The organism is Vibrio sp. SCSIO 43133 (assembly GCF_023716845.1).
Classification (GTDB): Bacteria; Pseudomonadota; Gammaproteobacteria; order Enterobacterales; family Vibrionaceae; genus Vibrio; species Vibrio mediterranei.
On the sequence record NZ_CP068024.1, the window covers coordinates 537402 to 557348 of the forward strand.

Sequence of the window (19947 nt, forward strand, 5' to 3'; positions counted from 1 at the left end):
TCTGTGCTAGAGGATTTGGAAGGATAGGGATAGCTAGGGTGTTATTCAATAAAAACAGGCAATTAGGCGTTTTTTGTGGCTTACTTTTCGATTTATCAAGATGTGATATAAATCACGGAACAATCATGTTCCGTGATACTTTATTCTAAATGTTAATGTTTAAAACTTAGCCAGCGTAATCAAATAGATCACATACCGATTCAAACAATTGCTGGGTAGACACACTCAAGGTTGGTGTGATGAAGATGGTATCGTCGCCTGCAACGACCCCTAGAATCCCTTCTGCTTTACCCAAAGAATCGAGCAATCGAGCAATCAACTGTGCAGCACCTGGGCCAGTGTGAATAACGACGATAGCGTTGTTGTAATCTATATCAAGAACCAATTCACGTAGAGAGCTAGAGACAGTTGGAACGCCAAGCTCTGCTGGTAGGCAGTACACCATTTCCATTTTTGCGTTGCGGGTCCTCACTGCGCCAAACTTAGTCAACATGCGTGACACTTTTGATTGGTTGATGTTCTCAAACCCTTCAAGTTTTAATGCGTCGACAATCTCGCCCTGAGAACCAAAACGCTCTTCTTTTAGTAACGCTTTAAACGCGCGAACCAGGTTGTCTTGTTTGTCATTATTGCGCATAAACGCCTCTTATTTTTGTTCAACTAGCAGTGATCCGGCTATTGTGGCACAGAACCTCGATCTTGACCAAATAATCCATGGTTTATGCCAACGGTATCACTATTATCAATGCTGAAGTTAGCGATGATAACCTTATAATTAGCAAGGGGAAAAATGGGTTCTCATCACCCTCTTGTCATGATAGCGTAGTAGCACGTAATCAGTGAGTTGCGCGAGCTCGCAAAGCTGAGGTTAATTGATTGTAATCGATTAGTGATTACTATAACTTTTTAGCTAATCGACGAAAAATTACCCTACAAGACTATTAATAAGAGATATAAATCTCAAGGAGAACTCCCATGAAAGTAGCTGTTATTGGTGCCGCAGGTGGCATCGGCCAAGCCCTAGCCCTATTGCTAAAAAACCGTCTTCCTGCTGGTTCTGATCTAGCCCTGTATGATATTGCTCCCGTCACTCCAGGTGTTGCAGCTGATCTAAGCCACATCCCAACGCCTGTTTCTATTAAAGGCTATGCGGGTGAAGATCCAACACCAGCACTTGAAGGTGCTGATGTGGTTCTAATTTCTGCGGGTGTTGCGCGTAAGCCAGGTATGGATCGCTCAGACCTATTCAATGTCAATGCAGGTATCGTTAAGTCATTGGCCGAGAAAATCGCGGTCGTGTGTCCTACTGCTTGTGTTGGTATCATCACTAACCCTGTTAACACCACAGTGCCTATCGCAGCTGAAGTCCTTAAGAAAGCAGGTGTGTATGACAAGCGTAGACTGTTCGGTGTGACGACGCTTGACGTTATTCGCTCTGAGACATTTGTAGCTGATCTGAAAGCGAAAGATCCAGGTGATATTCGCGTACCAGTTATTGGTGGTCACTCTGGTGTGACTATTTTACCGCTACTTTCTCAAGTTGAAGGTGTTGAGTTTACTGCGGAAGAAGTAGAAGCGTTAACTAAGCGTATTCAAAACGCTGGTACTGAAGTGGTTGAAGCGAAGGCGGGTGGCGGCTCTGCGACCTTGTCTATGGGTCAGGCTGCGTGTCGCTTTGGTTTAGCTCTTGTTAAAGGTCTTCAAGGCGAAGAGAACGTTATTGAGTGTGCTTATGTGGAAGGTGATGGTGAGCACGCTCCATTCTTCGCACAACCAGTTAAGCTAGGTAAAGACGGCGCAGAAGCTATCCTTAGCTACGGTGAACTCAGTGATTACGAGAAAGCAGCACTAGATGGCATGCTAGAGACGCTTAATAAAGATATTGAAATTGGTGTAGAGTTCGCTAAGTAAACTCCTACATTAATTTAAATAGCAAAAGCCGGTCTTTTTAAGATCGGCTTTTTTGATCTATACCCTATAAGACTCCGTAATAAATCGGAGCGGGGAGGAAGGGTCATGGAAATGAAAGATGTAGTAAAAGGTATGTGGGTGGATTCACAACACGGCGCTGGCAGAGTGCTTGTTGTCGACGAGCAGTCACAGTCCGTTTTGGTTGAACCAATAGGAAGCGAGGAGCAGTGGGCACTATCTGTTGACGAAGTTGAAGAAGAGCTGCAGCTTCATAACGGTTGTGATAAATACTACTAGAGCTTAGTGTCAGAAACGAAAAAGGGCAGTGATATAAAATCACTGCCCTTTTGGCTTTATGCCGTTCTTTTCACTGCCATGTAGGCAAGCGCGATTAAGGCTTCTTTATATTCACTGTCAGGCACGATAGAAAGCGCTTCAATGGCCTTATCAGCTTCTTTAAAGGCCATGTCTTCAGTGTACTTTAATGAGCCCACACGATTCATTGTTGCCATAATGGTATCGAGCTTATCAATCCCATTACCTTTTTCAATTGCTTCGCGAATCATCGCACTTTCGTGTTCTTCACCGTGCTGCATGGCGTGGATAAGCGGTAATGTTGGTTTACCTTCAGCTAGGTCGTCACCGACATTTTTACCCATGTCTTCACCCGTAGAGGTGTAATCCATGACGTCATCAATAAGCTGGAACGCGGTTCCAAGGTACTTACCGTAATTCTGTAGTGCAAGTTCGACTTCTGGAGAGGCATCGTTGAGGATAGCTCCAACTTGAGTCGCGGCTTCAAACAAACGTGCCGTCTTAGAGTAGATGACTTGCATGTAGCTTTCTTCAGAAGTATTAGGGTCATTGCAGTTCATTAGCTGCTGAACTTCACCTTCTGCGATGACATTCACGGCATCACTCATAAGCTCTAAAATGCGCAATGAGCCAAGACCCGTCATCATTTGGAAAGAACGAGTATAGATGTAGTCACCTACTAGAACACTCGCAGCGTTACCAAAAGCAGCGTTTGCTGTTGCTTTACCTCGTCGCATATCAGACTCATCTACTACGTCGTCGTGCAATAACGTCGCAGTATGGATGAACTCAATAAACGCAGCAGCCGTTGTATGTGCGTTACCTTGATATCCTAAAGCTTTCGCTGAAAGCAACGCGAGTAGCGGTCTTAAGCGCTTGCCGCCACTACTTACAATATAGAAACCAAGTTGATTGATTAGACTAACTTCTGAGTTTAATTGTGCTTGTATTGTTTCATTCACTTTTGCCATATCATCGGCAGTCAGTGCTTGGATAGCTTTAAAATCCATTACGTACCCGGTTGAGCTTAGAGCCAATAAGGCTTAGTCGTTGGTTATAATCTGTGAATAATACACTAAAAAACGTTGATTAATACATGGTGAAAGGGCATTATTGCCGCACTTTTCATTGGCGATTAGTGTTTCGCCAATTTTTTCAAAATATGGCTTGTCATAGGGTAATCATTCGCGTAGAATCTGCGCCCTATTGATGATTAGTTTAGCGCACACCCTATTTGTTGAAATAACAATCAAAAGGCTGTGCGGAAAAAGCGGAGTAAAATATGTACGCTGTTTTCCAATCTGGTGGTAAACAACACCGTGTAAGCGAAGGTCAAACTCTTCGTTTAGAGAAATTAGACGTTGAAACTGGTGCAACTGTTGAATTTGATAAAGTTCTTCTTGTTGCTAACGGTGAAGACATTCAAGTTGGCGCTCCTCTTGTTGAGGGCGGCAAGGTAGTTGCTGAAGTGGTACAACACGGTCGTGGCGATAAAGTAAAAATCGTTAAGTTCCGTCGTCGTAAGCACTCTCGTAAGCAACAAGGTCACCGTCAGTGGTTCACGGAAGTGAAAATCACTGGCATCAACGCTTAATTCGATTAGGAGAGTTTAACAATGGCACACAAAAAAGCTGGTGGTTCTACTCGTAACGGCCGCGATTCAGAAAGCAAACGTCTAGGTGTTAAGCGTTTCGGTGGTGAGTCTGTTCTTGCAGGTAACATCATCGTACGTCAACGTGGTACTAAGTTCCACGCTGGTACTAACGTTGGTATCGGTAAAGACCATACTCTTTTCGCTCTTACTGAAGGTAAAGTGAAATTCGAAGTTAAAGGTCCTAAGAACCGTAAATTCGTTAGCATCGAAGCTGAGTAATTTTAGCGCTAAGCTAAATTACGAATAAGCTTTCTAGCTGAATTCAAAAGCCCTGCCGAGTCGGCGGGGTTTTTTATTTATATGGGCAGTCGATAGAGACGAGTCTCTAGGCATAGCTATGTTGAAGCAACAAGCTCTGCACCATGGGGAATCGTCTCTGTCATCTGCTAAAATGTAGTGATAATTGATTGAGCCCACAAAGTGATCTTATGTCTTTTCGGCAGGATGGCTTTGGTGGTGGGTAGCGAAGAAGTAGTCGGAGTAAGAGATGAAGTTCGTTGATGAAGCGGTAGTAAAAGTCCAAGCGGGCGATGGCGGTAGCGGTGTCGTTAGTTTTTGGCGTGAAAAATTCGTAGCGAAAGGTGGTCCTGACGGTGGCGATGGCGGCGACGGTGGCGACATCTATATCGAAGCAGATGAGAACCTAAATACGCTCATTGACTATCGCTTCCAACGCTTTTACGAAGCTGAGCGTGGCGAAAATGGTCGCGGTGGTAACTGTACTGGTAAGCGTGGTAAAGATAAGGTACTTAAAGTGCCTGTCGGTACTCGAGCTGTAGATATTCACACTAATGAAATCGTTGCTGAAGTTGCTGAACATGGCAAAAAAGTGATGGTTGCAAAGGGTGGTTGGCACGGCCTAGGTAATACTCGATTTAAGTCATCGGTTAACCGAGCTCCTCGCCAGAAAACACTGGGTACTAAAGGCGAAATTCGTGAATTGCGTTTAGAGCTGTTGCTACTTGCTGACGTGGGTATGCTTGGTTTGCCAAATGCGGGTAAATCAACATTTATCCGTGCAGTTTCGGCGGCTAAGCCAAAAGTAGCCGACTATCCATTTACTACGCTGATCCCTAGTTTAGGTGTGGTTAGCGTTGTTCCTGAGAAAAGCTTTGTTGTGGCGGATATCCCAGGTCTGATTGAAGGTGCCGCAGACGGTGCTGGCTTAGGTATTCGTTTCCTTAAGCACTTAGAGCGCTGCCGAGTATTGCTGCACATGATCGATATTATGCCTATCGATCAAAGTAACCCTATCGAGAACGCACTGACGATTATCGATGAGCTAGAGCAGTACAGCGAAAAGCTAGCGGATAAACCGCGCTGGTTAGTATTCAATAAAGTCGATCTTATGCCAGAAGAAGAAGCGAATGAAGTGATCCAAGAGATCCTCGACGCACTTGGTTGGGAAGATGAGTACTTCAAGATCTCTGCAGTGAATAAGCAAGGAACTAAAGAGCTTTGCTATAAGCTTGCTGACTTTATGGAAACACTGCCACGCGCTGAAGAAGAGATTTCTGAGGAAGAGAAAGTCGACTTTATGTGGGACGATTACCACAAAGATGCAATGTCTGGTAAAGACGTGATTACTGAAGACGATTGGGATGATTGGGACGACGAAGAAGATGACGGCCACGTTGTCTACGTCCGTGACTGATTGTTACCTCAATGATTTAAAAAGCTGCAAAGTTACTTTGCAGCTTTTTTTGTACTCAAATTATTTCAGTGTGGCTTGTACTAAGGCAAACTGATGCAAACTCTCTTTTCTCCCCCTTTATGCTAAAGGAAGCCTTTTAAATGGATTTAAATCGGCGAATTTCGGATGTGGATGCTCTGATATTTAAACACTACCGTGTTGTACATGGCATTCGGATTTCCGTGGCATTCGTTTTAACTCTAGCTTTAACCAGTTATTTTCAGATTCCCGAAAGCACCTGGATACTCATTACGTTAGTAGTAGTGATTGGCCCTATCTCGTATTTAGGTAATGTTTTACCACGAGCTTGGCATCGCACTATGGGAACGATTATTGGAGCATTGTCAGGGATTACCGCCATTTTACTTGGACAATGGTCAATGTTGGCTATGTATGCTTGGTGCGGCGCTGTGATGTTTTGTAGTGCCTATTTTGCGTTAGGTAAACGCCCTTATGTGGGTTTGCTGATTGGTATTACCCTTGCGGTCACTATTGGAGCAGGTAATCACGATATTGAAGTTGCGTTGTGGCGTGGTCTTGATGTAACGATTGGCTGTGTATTAGCGGTGTTGTTTTGCATTATTTATCCGCAAAGAGCGTTTATTCATTGGCGCATGCGTCTAGGCGCCACGCTGGACCGGTTTGCTAAGGTCTATCAAATATCCACATCATTGAACATGCTTGAACAGCCGAACCTTGAGCGCTACCAGCAAACGCTAATGAAGGAGATGGTAACCTTGAGAAGTCTCATTTCTCCTTCAGTTAAAGAGTCAAAGCTAAGTGCACAATTATTAGAAGCGATTCAAGTACAGCTTCGCAACATGCTTTACTCCATTGAACTTTTGAACACCTCTTATTGGAGCGACAGGCACAGTCATTTGAATATGCTTTGGTCCAAACCCCTTAATGATTGCCAGAAAATCATTGAGAAAGAGTTCGAAGCACTTGCAACATTAATAATGACCGGGAAATTAGAGACCGAGCTTTCAGGTAAAGAAATTGCGACAGCAAGAGAGACCTTAAAAAACAGTTTGCCAAAGATTGATGGTGAGGAGACGAGCATCAATGGCTACTTATGGCTTAATTTGAAGCTAATGGAAGACCTTGTAAGCCTAAAACGACTGTTAGTTTATTCGCTGAATCTGTCTCAAGAGTAGTTTTCACAAATTTGTTGTTTTCTGTCAATCGTGCCCCAGTTTTTAGTTCATCAACAATGAAAATGCCCCTAAAATGGATTCAATACTGAATGACCACGAAAAAACTGGAATGGATTCTAAGCAACGAGCCGTCTCTCGGCTGATTGCGCAAGCAGGGCAAATGTTACTTGCTCATGGCGCAGAAAGTACGTTAGTTGGCGATATTACTCGAAGAATGGGTATTGCTGCTTCTATGGACGAAGTAGAAGTATCACTGTCAGCAAGTTCATTAGTGATTACCACGGTTTACAAAGAACATTGTGTTACGACGGCAAGACGAAGCCCAGATCGTGGGCTTAATATGCGTGTTGTGACTCAGGTTCAACGTATCTGTATCATGATGGAGAAAGGCATTCTTGACTATCAACTAGCTCAGAAAAAACTGAATAAGATCAGTCCTGAACGCTATAATCGTTGGCTAGTCGTGGTGATGATAGGGCTATCATGCGCTGCTTTTAGTCGTCTCGCTGGCGGTGACTGGTCAGTGTTTGCAATGACTTTTCTAGCTTCAGCCGTTGGTATGACGGTACGTCAAGAAATCGGCCATCGCCATTTTAACCCACTCTTAAACTTCTCCGTCACGGCGTTTGTTACCACACTTATTTCTGCCCAAGCAGTTATCTATAGCATCGGAGCGCAGCCTCAGCTAGTGATGGCGTCATCAGTGCTCATGTTAGTCCCCGGCTTTCCACTAATTAACTCTGTTGCTGATATGGTCAAAGGTTATGTAAACATGGGGATTGCTCGTTTTGTGTTTGCCAGCTTATTAACCCTAGCAACCTGCTTGGGGATAATTGGTGCCATGAGTCTGACGGATGTTCTAGGGTGGGCTCAGTAATGACAATAGTGGAATTATTATTTGCTCTGCTTAACGACATGTTCTTTGCCGCTATTCCAGCAGTAGGGTTTGCGTTGGTATTTAATGTTCCTCAAAATGCGTTAGCTTATTGCGCGATTGGTGGGGCAGTTGGCCATGGCTCTCGCTTTTTGATGATGCATTATGGTGTTCCGATTGAATGGGCTACTTTTTTTGCCGCAACGATTGTCGGTATGATTGGCGTTCATTGGTCGCATAAGTTTCTAGCTCATCCTAAAGTGTTTACGGTGGCCGCGCTAATACCGATGGTTCCTGGGGTGTTTGCCTATAAAGCTATGATTGCTATGGTGGAAATCAATCATCTTGGTTATACCCCAGAGCTTCTGGCTACTCTAATGGAGAACTTCCTAAAGGCGATGTTTATAATTGCTGGTTTGGCTATTGGTCTTGCCATGCCGGGACTGTTATTCTATCGCAGCCGACCCGTCGTTTAATTAGGAATACAGTACCTCAATGATTATTAGCATGATTGCCGCTATGGCAGACAATCGAGTCATAGGCAAAGATAACCAAATGCCTTGGCACTTACCTGCCGACTTTATCTGGTTCAAAAAGTGCACCATGGGAAAACCCGTTATTATGGGTAGAAAAACCTATGAATCTATAGGACGCCCTTTACCTGGTCGTCAAAACATTGTTGTTAGTCGAAATTCAGAGCTTTGCATAGATGGAGTAGAGACGGTAACGTCATTGGAACAAGCTTTGAGCCTAGTGAGTGATGTGGAAGAAGCGATGATCATTGGTGGTGGCAGCTTTTACGAACACTGTATGCCGATGGCAAACAAACTTTATCTAACCTATATCGATGCAAATGTTGATGGCGATACTCAATTTCCTGATTGGGGAGAAGGCTGGAAACAAGTGCATAGTGAGCAATATCAAGCGGATGAGAAAAACGCGTACGACATGCAGTTCGTCATTCTTGAGCGCTAATAATTGGGTGCCTAAGAGAGGTTTCTTAGGCGTCTTTTATTGAATATTTAGCCCAAGGCTGGTTGTTCAAAAACGGCCTTATCTTCCCAACGAATCATAGTAAGGCTACCTCCCCAAACACACCCGGTATCCAATCCTATAACCTGTTCACTGATGTAGCCACCTAGTGCTGCCCAATGCCCGAATAGTACGGTTTTATTAAGCGGGACACGATTTTCTAATTTGAACCACGGAACATATTCCAGAGGATTTACGTCGCTAGGAGGTAGCTTACAGGCCATATCTAAGCGCCCATCTGGATAACAAAAGCGCATTCGGGTGTAGGCATTAATGATGTAACGCCAACGTTCGAAACCGGTGAGTCCTGATTGCCAGAAGTCGGGGTCATTGCTGTACATATTATGGATGAGTGCTTGCCAACCATCACTTTGTAGTTGTTGCTCAACTTCTCGAGCATTGACTCTCGCCTGTTCTAAAGTCCACTGAGGAGAAATACCTGCATGACAAACGACAAATTCATCATGTTCTAAGAGCAAAGGCTGGTGTCTGAGCCAGTCTAATAAATCTGTCTTGTCTAGAGCTTCTAAAATCGGAAGTGTTTTGTCTTTGGGTTTCGCTTTGTGTACGCCAAGCGATACGGCTAATAAGTGAAGATCATGATTGCCCAGACAGACTTTTGCAGCCTCTCCCATAGCTTTGACGAAGCGGAGTGTTTCCAGTGATTTAGGGCCTCTAGCGACGAGATCTCCGGCAATCCAAAGGGTATCTTTTTGTTTGTCGAAATGACTTTTCGACAACAGTAGTTCCAATTCATCCAAGCAACCTTGAATGTCACCAACAATGTAATTTGCCACAAAAAACCTCAATTTAGAATATTGGGAATAGCTAAGCGGAATGGCTCTATTTCGGTAATGAATTCTTTGCCGTTGGCATCGATCATTATGTAATGACCTTGCATCACGCCAACAGGTGTCTCAATAGCCGTGCCACTGGTATACGTGTACTCATCACTTTTTTCGATTATTGGTTGTTGGCCGATCACACCTTCACCCTCGACACTGATCTGTTTTCCGTTAGCATCAGTAATCAGCCAACGTCGACTCATTAATTGCACAGTTTGCTGACTTAGGTTTTTTATCGTGATGACGTAAGCAAAGACAAAGCGCTTATTGTCTGGGTCAGATTGCTCTTCAACGTATTTGGTATGTACTTGGCATTTCACGCATGGCGAAGTTGTATCCATATGACTCTCCTATGCTGTTGAAAGGGCTGCCTATTCACTATGACAAAAAAAAACGCCCATTAGCAAGCTAGTGAGCGTTTTTTAATGAATTAGTTATGATTTTCATCTAACCAGTTAGCCATGGCTACGAACTGTTGTAATGTTAGATTCTCTGGTCGCATAGAAGGGTTTACGCCCAGTTCTTCCAGCGTTTCTGCCGACATAAGAGACTTGTAGCAATTACGAACGGTTTTACGACGCTGGTTAAAGCCATCACGACAGACTCTATCTAGCCATTTCAAACTAGTCGCAGGATAAGGTAGTTCTTCATAAGGAACCAATCTTACTACCGCTGAATCTACTTTCGGTGGTGGAACAAATGCTGTTGGTGGTACTTCAAGTACTGGAACCACTTTGCAGTAATACTGAGCCATGACCGTCAGACGGCCGTAAGCTTTTGTGCCTGGACCGGCGGCAAGGCGATTCACCACTTCTTTTTGTAGCATAAAGTGCATATCTTGGATGTCTTTATGGAACTCAAATAAGTGGAACATCAAAGGTGTAGAGATGTTGTACGGCAGGTTACCGAAGATACGCAGCTTGTTATTTGGATTAACAAGTTGAGTAAAGTCAAAACGCATAGCGTCACCTTCGTGAATGGTGAGCTTATCTCCCAAATCTGGGTGATTGCGTAGACGTTCCGCAAGATCTCGGTCTAATTCAATAACTGTAAACTTGTCGACTTCTTTGCCTACTGGTTCAGTAATCGCACCAAGACCTGGGCCAATCTCAACTAAGTTTTGACCTGGACGCGGATTAATTGCTGATACAATTCCGTCGATAACGTAAGGATCATTTAGGAAGTTCTGACCAAAACGCTTTCTTGCTTTGTGCCCTAGGTGGACATCATTTCTCATTGTCTGCTCTCTACTAAATCTATTGCGTACGCCAGTGCTGTCTCAAAGCTGCCAAAATCTGCTTGGCCTGTGCCAGCAAGATCCAATGCAGTGCCATGATCGACCGATGTCCTTATAAAGGGTAGACCAAGAGTGATGTTTACTGAACGACCGAAGCCCTTGTATTTAAGTACAGGGAGAACTTGATCGTGATACATGCCTAAGACAGCATCCGCATCGCGTAAATATTTGTCATTAAATATCGTATCGGCGGGTAATGGGCCGATAAGTTGATAATCTTTTTCTGTGCGAAGTTTCTCTAGGGTAGGAGTGATAGTTTCTATCTCTTCCATACCTAAGCAGCCATCTTCACCTGCGTGAGGGTTGAGGCCACAGACATAGATATTGGGTTTGGTAATACCAAACTTGGTGACCAAGTCGTGATGCAATATATCAACAATGCGTGTAACACGATCTTCGGTGATGGCTGCAGGTACTTCCGATAATGGAAGGTGAGTCGTGACAAGTGCGGTTCTTAATCCTTCCGTTGCCAGCATCATGACCACAAGTGGTGTATTTGATACTTCTGCAAAGAACTCAGTATGGCCACTAAAGCTGACACCAGCTCGATTGATCACCCCTTTATGCACAGGGCCGGTGACAATAGCATCAAATTCACCTTTCATACAGCCTTTTGCTGCTTTTTCTAGGGTATTTAACACGTATTGTCCATTCGCTTCGTTTAACTTTCCTGCTTTGGCTGGGGCTTGCAACGGCTCATGTAAAATAACCAAGCGGCCTTTGCAATGTGAATCGTGAACAGTCGGATCATAATCGATTAGGTCGATGTCAATGCCAAGCTGCTGTGCACGCTCGGCAATTAAGGTCTTATCAGCACAGACAACAACCTGATGCGGCCAGTCTCGCTGTGAGAGAGCAACCGCGAGATCGGGGCCTATACCTGCAGGCTCTCCGGCGGTAACAACAATACGCTTAGTTGGCATTGTTATCTTCCTCATCATCGTTCACCATTTCTACGAATGCACTGGCGCGAAGTTCTTGAATCCAGGCCGAAGCTTCTTCATTGAACTTACGATTGAACAAGATGCGGTATGCGCGGTTCTGCATGGCTGAGCCTGTCTTGTCGACATCTCTACGATCTAGAACTTCGACGATGTGCCAACCGTGTACGGTTTTAAATGGTTTACTGATTTGGCCAATAGGTAAGGTTTCAACCTGATGCTTGAACTCCGGAACGTATAGTTCTGGTGTTTGGTAACCCAGTTCGCCGCCTTGGACGGCTGAGCCAGGGTCTTGGCTATATTGCTCGGCCATTTCAGCAAAGGTAGATTCACCAGATTGAACTTTAGCGATGATATTGTTGAGCTCTCTTTGAACCCCTTCATCACTTAAAATAACCGTAGGTTTGATAAGAATGTGTCGTGCGTTCACTTCAGTAACAGACACCGTCTCTAAGCCTTTAACGTCTTCAATTTTTAAGATGTGAAAACCAACACCGCTGCGGAATGGACCAATAATAGTGCCTTTAGTTTGCATCTTAATTTGGTCAGCAAAGATGGTTGGCATCTCTTCTTTACGCATCCAGCCCCAATCACCGCCTTCTAGCGCTTTCGGACCTTTTGAGTAGGTATATGCCATAGTGGCAAAATCTTCGCCTGATTTTAGGCGTGCAACTAGATCCTTCGCTTGCTGCTCTTGAACGCTTTTATCTTCGCCATCATTAAAGCGCAATTGAATGTGACGAATCTTATAGGTCACTGTGGCGTCGCTTTCTTTAGCAAGCAGCTCTGCGAGGTTATCGACTTCAGCTGGTAGAATGTTGATTCGTTGTCTTACCATAGCGTTACGAGCTTCACTGGCGGCGATTTCATCACGAATTTGTTCACGAAATGCTTCCCATGTTAGTCCTTCTTCACGTACGGTTTGGCGAAGTTGCTCGATGGTTTGATTGTTGTTTTTAGCAATATCGTTAAGCGTGCTTTCTAGTCGGTTATCATCGATACGAACACCAATGCGATCAGCTTCTTGTAACTGCAGCTTTTCTAAGATCAGTTTATCGAGGATTTGCTCTTGGATAATATCTGCAGAAGGTAGCTCTTGGTCATTCTTACGAGCGTTGGCAGTAAGAGTCTTAGTGGCAGAATCAATATCACTTTGTAGGATAACGCCATCGTTGACGATAACACGAACGCGATCAAGCTCAACGGGCTCGGCAATGGCATGTAAAGCCATAACCGACAAAAGACATGTTGAAAGGAGTTTGCTTATAAATTTCATCGATATTCCTAGTGAAAACTTCACAGACTAAGAGTCTGTGAAGTTGATAAAGTTCCTAATTTCAGTCTAACGATCAGTTATTCAGGGTAAATGGTCGGCTGTATCTTAGCGCGTTTCCTGTAGGTGATGGTGGCGGAGCAGTACTTCCACCTAAACCAGTAATTCCGAAATTCACTCTAATATTTTGCTCGAATACTGGGTTGTTGCCAATGCCATTCTCCCATGATCTAAGTTGTTTACTAAGGTCAAACCCAAGATACCAGCAATCAGACTCATACTGAATCTGAGCTAGCCATTCCATCGACGTCTTTTCTGTTGTATCGTAAAAATACTGTCCCTTGAAAATCCAATTTGGATTAAGACGATAACCTCCCAATAACCCAATCTGAGAGATTCCATTTTTGGTAATAGAATCAATATTATTCAAACTAACAGTATTCTCTATGTATTCTTTTGTCACATAACGGTAGTTGGCCTGAATGAAATCACCACCAACACGGTACTCAATCGCACTATTACCTAATGACACTTGAGAACTATCAATGTCGTATTGAATACCACCGCGGTAGAATACACGATCATTGTAGTTGAAGTCCGTTTCTATAGCCCAAGCGGAGTAGTTTGATAAGGTATCATCAGATGGTGCATTTGATTGTTTTGTTTCAGAGTCTAAATAGTAAATTTGACCAAACGATACTGCTAGCCTTTCTCTATTCCCCGAATCAAAAAAGCGGCTAGTAGCACCATAGCTTACTTGATTAGCTGCGGCTATTTTGTCCACGCCACTGTATTTTCTCGAGCGGAACAGGCCATAGTAGTCAGTTTGTAATAGTGTCGTGTCATATTCGTAAATGCCACTTTGATCAACTTGTGGCACATATAGGTACTGAGCTTGAGGCTCTAAGGTTTGAGTATAACCACCAATGAAGGATGTATCTCGTTCTAAAATTAAGCCTGCATGTGTTCTAAATTGTGGAATATTACGAAAAACCGTTTCTTCTAAAGGCCTAACGTTACCATTATTATCAAGGACAGGTTTACGTATGTCTTGATCGTAATAGGTAGATAAATAACGAGCTTCTGTTGTCCATGTACCCCAAGTTGTGGCGAGAGGTAGAGTTAGTCCTGGCTCGATATGAACACGGATGGCTTCTGGCTTCCTTTCATCATTTATTGTGAAATGTGAAATATGGCTAACCACGTCAAAATCTAATCCCTTGTAGAAACTAGGTAGGTAATAGTTAGCTTCAAACTGTGGTGCTAGCTGGTAGGGTTGACTATTTTCAACCAAAATTTGGAAATCTCGAACTCTAAGAGCAGTATCCCAATTGGCATTTCTATAGGTAACATCACCTTCTTGTAATAGCTGGCCATCTGAGCGATTACCCAGACTCGAGTCCATATCTGTAAAATAATCGATGTCACTGACTTGAGAGTAATCGACCTTCAGACCCCAGTTGGAGTTAAATCTAGAATTGTTCGTGAATTGACTAGCCCAGCGAGCGCCCTTATCCTCGAACTTCTTATCTTTCCCCAAGACTTCAGCCCGTAATCGACCATTATTGTTTGAAGTTAAGTACCTAAAATCGCCTTTTAATTGCAACCCACGGTTTTGCATATAATTGAAAGTAGTAAGCAAATCGTAGTTTTCAGCTAGATTCCAGTAAACAGGCAGTGCAAACTCAAAACCATTCTTAGAACCAAGTGATGCAGATGGTCGTAACACACCGGTTTTGCGTCTGTCACCAATAGGCATCTGCATATATGGCAAATAAAATATAGGGACGTTCTGAACTTCAACTCTTGAATTATAAAGTGTTGCGACCTCCTCGTCTGGATCAATATCAATACCAGAAGCTAAGAAACGCCATGAGTTGTCTCCTTCTGGGCATGAAGTAATCGAGCCATCTTCAATCTCATATAGCTTTTTACCAGTCTTGGAAACAAATACTGCATCGCCACGGCCTGGGGTACACAAAAATTGATATTGCGTGTTCTCAAGAGTAATTTCATCTTTATTGAGGTTGTTTGTGGCTTTGTCAGAGACTGCTCGGATCTCACCATCATTCATTACCACGTTACCTTCAGCGACAACGATATTTTCTTTTTGATGAAGTGTGACATTATCTGCGGTGATGGTTTTATTGCCTTGAACTACCACTACATCGCCTTTATATGTCGCGCGTTGTCCACTGATCGCTTCCAAAGAGTCCGCTTCTATATTGATTGGCTCTTGATTGGAATCGGAACTTTGTGCAGTATCAACAGAGCACTGCTCTGCTGGTGGCATAGTTTGCCCACTATTTTTCGATGTTTCTTCGGCATGTGCGTAAGACGCTAGCAGCGCAGCACCTATTGAGGCCGCTAGATATGTGCGGGAAAAACGTGACATCGAGTTGTACTATCCTGTTTAACTTGATTCATTCAGTTGAATTCGATTGATATTGAATCGTTTATAAGACGGTCTCTATCATAAAGGAAATTGACCTTAACGACACTAGTAGACTGCGAATCAGCGCAAAAATTCATAAATAAAGAGCACAAAAATCACATGATAGGTAAAATTTTAGGCGTATTTTTCGGCATGTTATTTGGCGGACCGTTAGGTGCGCTGTTCGGTTTATTCATTGGGCACCAGTTCGACAAAGCGAGACGATTAAATCAAGGTGGTTTTGCACGAGGTGGATTTGGCGGTGCAGATCAAGCTAAACGACAAGAAGAATTTCTCACCTCTGCCTATGCTGTGATGGGGCATGTTGCCAAAGCGAAAGGACAAGTCACCAAAGAAGAGATTCAACTAGCGACCATTATGATGGATCGTATGAACCTTAATAGTGAGCAAAAAAGAGCAGCTCAAGAAGCGTTCCGCGAAGGGAAGTCGGCGGATTTTCCGTTAGAACGCATTCTTGATAAGGTCCGTATTTCGTCGGGCGGTCGTCATGATCTGCTTCAGTTCTTTTTGGAATTGCAAATTTCAGCAGCCTTTGCTGACGGAAGTGTTCACCCTGCTGAACGAGAAGTGTTGCACCGGATTGCACAAGGGCTTGGCTTCTCAGCTCAGCAGTTAGAGCAGCGATTACGAATGCAAGAAGCGGCGTTCCGATTCCAACAAGGTGGTAATTTCGGTGGTGGTCACTATCAAGGTGGTCAACAATCAGGAAGTTGGCAGCAAGCGAGCAGTGCGTCGCAGCTTTCTGATGCGTATGATGTGCTTGGTGTGTCTGAAGATGCCGATGCGAAAACGCTCAAACGAGCTTATCGTAAACTGATGAATGAGCATCATCCAGATAAACTGATGGCTAAAGGTTTGCCACCTGAAATGATGAATATGGCAAAAGAAAAATCTCAAGAGATTCAAAATGCCTATGATTTAATTAAGAAGGTGAAGGGATTTAAATAATGCAGACAGACAAGGATGTACTGGACTTTTGGTTTGGTGAATTAACCCCCGCAGATTGGTTCTCGGGCGATGAGGCACTAGATAGCCTTATAGAGCAGCGCTTTTTGGCGCTGCATAATAAAGCCGCGCTCGGTGAACTGTATACGTGGCGTCAAAGCCCACAAGGACGCCTAGCTGAAATCATAGTATTAGACCAGTTTTCTCGGAATTTATATCGCGGTAAGCCTCAGTCATTTCTGTCCGACCCAATGGCGTTGGTACTCGCCCAAGAAGCGGTAGCATTAGGCGAAGATATGAAGCTAAGTGAAGAGCGACGTAGCTTCTTATACATGCCTTATATGCATAGCGAATCTTTGGTTGTTCATGAAGAGGCTGTGCGCTTGTTTAAACAAAGCGGTCTTGAAAATAACCTGGATTTTGAATATCGCCACAAAGTGATTATCGAGCGATTTGGCCGCTACCCACATCGGAATAAGATTTTAGGGCGACAATCTAGTGAGGAAGAGCTGGAATTTCTTACCCAGCCCGGCTCTAGTTTTTGAAATGTAGTAAGGTCTAGGCAAGCAAGCCTGGACCCTAATACTATTTTTTGTTTAAAGCCCAATCGTAATCGTAATCAATTATACCCGCAAACCCTGTTAGCTTAGGGCTGTATTTTGCCATATGAGCAATGACGCCACCTTGAGCTTTGAAGTCCTCAGCAAACCAGTCGTAAATCGACGAAAGTGTTGCCTTGTCACCTTTGATTTTCACGCCTTTATTTGAGTTGATAAAAGTGCTTGCCGCCTGTTCCAGTAACGCTTCTGTATTGCTTGATGTGAATGCTTGAGGTTGCAGGTTTGGACACCCTAAACTGGCGCAGTTAACGGCGTAATGGGTTCTTGGGTCATTCCAAATAGGACGAAGGATTCTATGCTCAATATCATTAAGCGTCAGTGTCTGACCTGTAATTGTAATGACATCATCTCCCCAAGGTCCAAAGCTAAATAAACCACCCAGCTTTGTAATCGATTTTACTGGGTAATTATCCAAAATTAGGTCAACGGTAATCGCATTGTAGAGGTTCACCCAGTAAGCATATTGCTCCGCTTTATTCAGTGTTCTTGGGTCGATGGCTGCGAGTTCCGACAGATAACTTTTTAATTGCTGCTTATCGTTTGGAGAAACTCGAACGTAACGTACCAAGGTGTTATCACCTTCTACTACCAAATACTTATCAAGAAAGGCTTGCCAACTTTGGTGTGACACGTTTTGAAGGTTTGCTTCATTACTTGAATTCCAGTAAGCCCAAAGCTCCGATTTCGGTGCGGAAAACGCAGTAAAACTAAACAATAAGAGAGAAGTCGTGAGTGCTCTAAGCAGTGTTTTAACCATAGCAACGATCCATTTTATGTAAGGCTAATCCATCAGACCTGTAAAGATGCCGAGTTATTTCAATTGAGTGAAAAAAATCCCAGCACTTGGCTGGGATTTATCAATTCGTTTTGGCATTTATTTTAGGAAGCTAGGAATGTTGGCTTCATAAGCTGCAATTTTGTCTTCGTGCTGCAACGTTAGACCAATGTTGTCTAGACCGTTTAATAGGCAGTGGCGACGGAACTCGTCAATCTCAAAGCTGTAAGACTTACCGTTAGCGGTTACTTTCATTGCTTCTAGGTCGACAGTTATTTCTGCACCTTCGTTTGCTTCGACGTATTGGAACAGTTCATCCACCTCTTGCTCCGTTAATCGAACTGGTACCATTTGGTTGTTAATAGAGTTGCCATAGAAGATATCAGCAAAGCTTGGAGCGATCATTACTTGGATGCCGTAATCAGCCAGTGCCCACGGAGCGTGTTCACGCGAAGAGCCACAGCCAAAGTTTTCACGAGCAAGTAAGATGCTAGCGCCTTGATAGCGAGGAGCATTCATGACAAATTCTGGATTGTCTTGCTCGCCTGCGTCGTCCAAGAAGCGCCAGTCGTGGAATAGATGTTTACCAAAACCAGTGCGAGTTACTTTCTGTAAAAATTGCTTAGGGATGATGGCGTCGGTATCGACATTCGCTGCATCTAAAGGTACGACTAAGCCTGTGTGTTGTTTAAATCCTGACATGTGGGTTTCCTTCTTAGTCTAGCTCTCTGATATCAACAAAATGACCTGCGATAGCCGCTGCGACTGCCATTGCAGGACTCACTAGGTGTGTGCGACCGTCACGGCCTTGACGACCTTCAAAGTTACGGTTACTAGTAGAGGCACAGCGCTCCTGTGGGCCTAGGCGGTCATTGTTCATCGCCAGACACATTGAGCAGCCTGGCAAGCGCCATTCAAAGCCCGCTTCTTTAAAGATAGAGTCTAAGCCTTCCGCTTCAGCCTGAGCTTTTACCTGCTCTGAGCCAGGGACAATCAAAGCTTGCACATGACCTGCGACTTTACGACCTTTAGCAACAGCGGCTGCAGCACGCATATCTTCGATACGGGAGTTAGTACAAGAACCTACAAATACTTTGTCTACTGGGTAGTCTTTAAGTGATTTACCCGCTTCTAGACCCATATAAGCCAGCGCTTTTTCTGCAGATGCTTTTTCTACTGGGTCAGCAAAGCTTTCCGGTGATGGAATAGGTTGGTCAACGGCAATAACTTGGCCGGGGTTGGTGCCCCAAGTAACCTGAGGTTTAATATCGGCACCGTTAAGAGTAACGACTGCGTCAAACTTAGCATCGTCATCCGTTTTAAAGGTTTTCCAGTATTCAACGGCAGCATCCCAGTCAGCGCCTTGAGGAGCGAACTTACGGCCTTTTAGATACTCAAACGTCGTCTCATCAGGAGCGATTAGACCTGCTTTCGCACCGAGTTCGATAGCCATGTTACATACCGTCATACGACCTTCCATAGAAAGGTCAGTAATCGCTTCACCACAGAACTCAACGACGTAACCCGTACCACCTGCTGCTGTAGTTTCACCGATAATGGCTAGGACGATATCTTTTGCCGTTACACCGGGAGCTACTTTACCTTTGACTTCAATCTTCATCGCTTTAGCGCGAGATTGTTTTAGTGTTTGAGTCGCTAGGACGTGCTCTACTTCTGAGGTACCAATGCCAAATGCCAATGAACCAAATGCACCGTGAGTAGCCGTATGCGAATCACCACAAACAATGGTCATCGCTGGTAGCGTAATACCAAGCTCTGGGCCCATAACATGAACAATACCTTGGTATTTATGATTGATATCGTAAAGCGTCACCCCGAATTCTTCGCAGTTCTTGGATAGCGTTTCCATCTGGATACGCGCCATTTCACCAGAGGCGTTGATGTCTTTGGTCGTTGTCGAAACGTTGTGGTCCATCGTCGCGAAAGTCTTACCTACTTGGCGCACTTGGCGACCTTTTTCGCGCAGACCATCAAATGCTTGAGGAGATGTCACTTCATGAACCAAGTGACGATCGATATATAGGATTGGGTTTTCACCCTCCGCTTCTACGGCGACGTGTGCATCGTAGACTTTTTCGTATAGTGTTTTTGACATTGCTAAATTCCTTGCTTCTTCCGCCACGCCCCTATAGGCGCAGC

Annotated in this window: 22 protein-coding genes; 11 read left to right on the forward strand and 11 right to left on the reverse strand. The window is 44.1% G+C overall.

Annotated features, from left to right (window positions below):
* Positions 1-166: 166 nt before the first annotated feature.
* The gene (gene argR, locus JKJ11_RS02715) at positions 167-637 is read right to left on the reverse strand and encodes a transcriptional regulator ArgR (RefSeq protein WP_006072881.1); all 471 of its coding nucleotides are present in this window, start codon (positions 635-637) and stop codon (positions 167-169) included.
* Between the two features lie 338 nt (positions 638-975).
* On the opposite strand from argR, the gene mdh reads away from it, so the two are divergent.
* Positions 976-1911: a malate dehydrogenase gene (mdh, locus tag JKJ11_RS02720; protein ID WP_038229161.1), complete on the forward strand. Its 936-nt coding sequence runs from the start codon at positions 976-978 to the stop codon at positions 1909-1911.
* Between the two features lie 105 nt (positions 1912-2016).
* On the forward strand, positions 2017-2208 hold the full coding sequence (locus JKJ11_RS02725; RefSeq protein WP_031496916.1) for a hypothetical protein: 192 nt from the start codon (positions 2017-2019) through the stop codon (positions 2206-2208).
* Between the two features lie 56 nt (positions 2209-2264).
* On the opposite strand, the gene ispB is transcribed toward JKJ11_RS02725, so the two are convergent.
* Positions 2265-3236, reverse strand: a complete 972-nt coding sequence (gene ispB / locus JKJ11_RS02730; RefSeq protein WP_031496914.1) for an octaprenyl diphosphate synthase — start codon at positions 3234-3236, stop codon at positions 2265-2267.
* 272 nt (positions 3237-3508) lie between these two features.
* Between ispB and rplU the strand changes: the two genes are divergently transcribed.
* From rplU to folA, 7 genes are all read left to right on the forward strand, one after another.
* Positions 3509-3820: a 50S ribosomal protein L21 gene (rplU, locus tag JKJ11_RS02735; protein ID WP_006074830.1), complete on the forward strand. Its 312-nt coding sequence runs from the start codon at positions 3509-3511 to the stop codon at positions 3818-3820.
* Positions 3821-3841: 21 nt separating this feature from the next.
* A complete protein-coding gene (gene rpmA / locus JKJ11_RS02740; protein WP_004409945.1) occupies positions 3842-4099 on the forward strand; it encodes a 50S ribosomal protein L27 in 258 nt (85 codons plus the stop codon).
* A 268-nt stretch (positions 4100-4367) separates the two neighbouring features.
* Positions 4368-5534: an Obg family GTPase CgtA gene (cgtA, locus tag JKJ11_RS02745; RefSeq protein WP_038229165.1), complete on the forward strand. Its 1167-nt coding sequence runs from the start codon at positions 4368-4370 to the stop codon at positions 5532-5534.
* Between the two features lie 140 nt (positions 5535-5674).
* Positions 5675-6730, forward strand: a complete 1056-nt coding sequence (locus JKJ11_RS02750) for an FUSC family protein (RefSeq protein WP_006074833.1) — start codon at positions 5675-5677, stop codon at positions 6728-6730.
* A 109-nt stretch (positions 6731-6839) separates the two neighbouring features.
* Positions 6840-7607: a threonine/serine exporter family protein gene (locus JKJ11_RS02755; RefSeq protein WP_031493074.1), complete on the forward strand. Its 768-nt coding sequence runs from the start codon at positions 6840-6842 to the stop codon at positions 7605-7607.
* Entirely contained in the window at positions 7607-8080 is a 474-nt protein-coding gene (locus tag JKJ11_RS02760; protein WP_006074835.1) for a threonine/serine exporter family protein, read from the forward strand. The genes JKJ11_RS02755 and JKJ11_RS02760 overlap by 1 nt, the downstream gene beginning before the upstream one ends.
* A 19-nt stretch (positions 8081-8099) precedes the next feature.
* Positions 8100-8579, forward strand: coding sequence for a type 3 dihydrofolate reductase (folA, locus tag JKJ11_RS02765; RefSeq protein ID WP_088876694.1), 480 nt, complete (start codon positions 8100-8102; stop codon positions 8577-8579).
* Positions 8580-8626: 47 nt separating this feature from the next.
* Here the strand turns inward: folA and JKJ11_RS02770 are convergent, their stop codons facing one another.
* From JKJ11_RS02770 to lptD, 6 genes are all read right to left on the reverse strand, one after another.
* Positions 8627-9433: a symmetrical bis(5'-nucleosyl)-tetraphosphatase gene (locus tag JKJ11_RS02770; protein WP_252038714.1), complete on the reverse strand. Its 807-nt coding sequence runs from the start codon at positions 9431-9433 to the stop codon at positions 8627-8629.
* 8 nt (positions 9434-9441) lie between these two features.
* Positions 9442-9822, reverse strand: a complete 381-nt coding sequence (gene apaG, locus JKJ11_RS02775) for a Co2+/Mg2+ efflux facilitator ApaG/CorD (protein ID WP_006074838.1) — start codon at positions 9820-9822, stop codon at positions 9442-9444.
* 89 nt (positions 9823-9911) lie between these two features.
* Positions 9912-10718, reverse strand: a complete 807-nt coding sequence (gene rsmA, locus JKJ11_RS02780) for a 16S rRNA (adenine(1518)-N(6)/adenine(1519)-N(6))-dimethyltransferase RsmA (protein WP_006074840.1) — start codon at positions 10716-10718, stop codon at positions 9912-9914.
* Complete coding sequence (gene pdxA, locus JKJ11_RS02785) at positions 10715-11701, reverse strand: 4-hydroxythreonine-4-phosphate dehydrogenase PdxA (protein ID WP_038229171.1); 987 nt, start codon at positions 11699-11701, stop codon at positions 10715-10717. The genes rsmA and pdxA overlap by 4 nt, the downstream gene beginning before the upstream one ends.
* On the reverse strand, positions 11691-12995 hold the full coding sequence (gene surA / locus JKJ11_RS02790; protein WP_038223090.1) for a peptidylprolyl isomerase SurA: 1305 nt from the start codon (positions 12993-12995) through the stop codon (positions 11691-11693). Before surA ends, pdxA begins: the two co-directional genes overlap by 11 nt.
* A gap of 73 nt (positions 12996-13068) precedes the next feature.
* Positions 13069-15387, reverse strand: a complete 2319-nt coding sequence (gene lptD, locus JKJ11_RS02795) for an LPS assembly protein LptD (RefSeq protein ID WP_252038715.1) — start codon at positions 15385-15387, stop codon at positions 13069-13071.
* Between the two features lie 159 nt (positions 15388-15546).
* On the opposite strand from lptD, the gene djlA reads away from it, so the two are divergent.
* The gene (gene djlA / locus JKJ11_RS02800) at positions 15547-16395 is read left to right on the forward strand and encodes a co-chaperone DjlA (RefSeq protein ID WP_038229178.1); all 849 of its coding nucleotides are present in this window, start codon (positions 15547-15549) and stop codon (positions 16393-16395) included.
* A complete protein-coding gene (locus JKJ11_RS02805; RefSeq protein WP_252038716.1) occupies positions 16395-16937 on the forward strand; it encodes a DUF924 family protein in 543 nt (180 codons plus the stop codon). Before djlA ends, JKJ11_RS02805 begins: the two co-directional genes overlap by 1 nt.
* Before the next feature lie 40 nt (positions 16938-16977).
* Here JKJ11_RS02805 and JKJ11_RS02810 read toward each other — a convergent pair whose 3' ends face one another.
* The 3 genes from JKJ11_RS02810 to leuC form a co-directional block, all read right to left on the reverse strand.
* The gene (locus JKJ11_RS02810) at positions 16978-17757 is read right to left on the reverse strand and encodes a DUF547 domain-containing protein (protein ID WP_503060912.1); all 780 of its coding nucleotides are present in this window, start codon (positions 17755-17757) and stop codon (positions 16978-16980) included.
* A 129-nt stretch (positions 17758-17886) separates the two neighbouring features.
* Complete coding sequence (gene leuD, locus JKJ11_RS02815) at positions 17887-18489, reverse strand: 3-isopropylmalate dehydratase small subunit (protein ID WP_006074847.1); 603 nt, start codon at positions 18487-18489, stop codon at positions 17887-17889.
* Positions 18490-18502: 13 nt separating this feature from the next.
* Positions 18503-19903 carry a 3-isopropylmalate dehydratase large subunit gene (gene leuC, locus JKJ11_RS02820; protein ID WP_252038718.1) on the reverse strand — a complete coding sequence of 467 codons (1401 nt, stop codon included), beginning with the start codon at positions 19901-19903 and terminating at the stop codon, positions 18503-18505.
* Between the last annotated feature and the right edge of the window lie 44 nt (positions 19904-19947).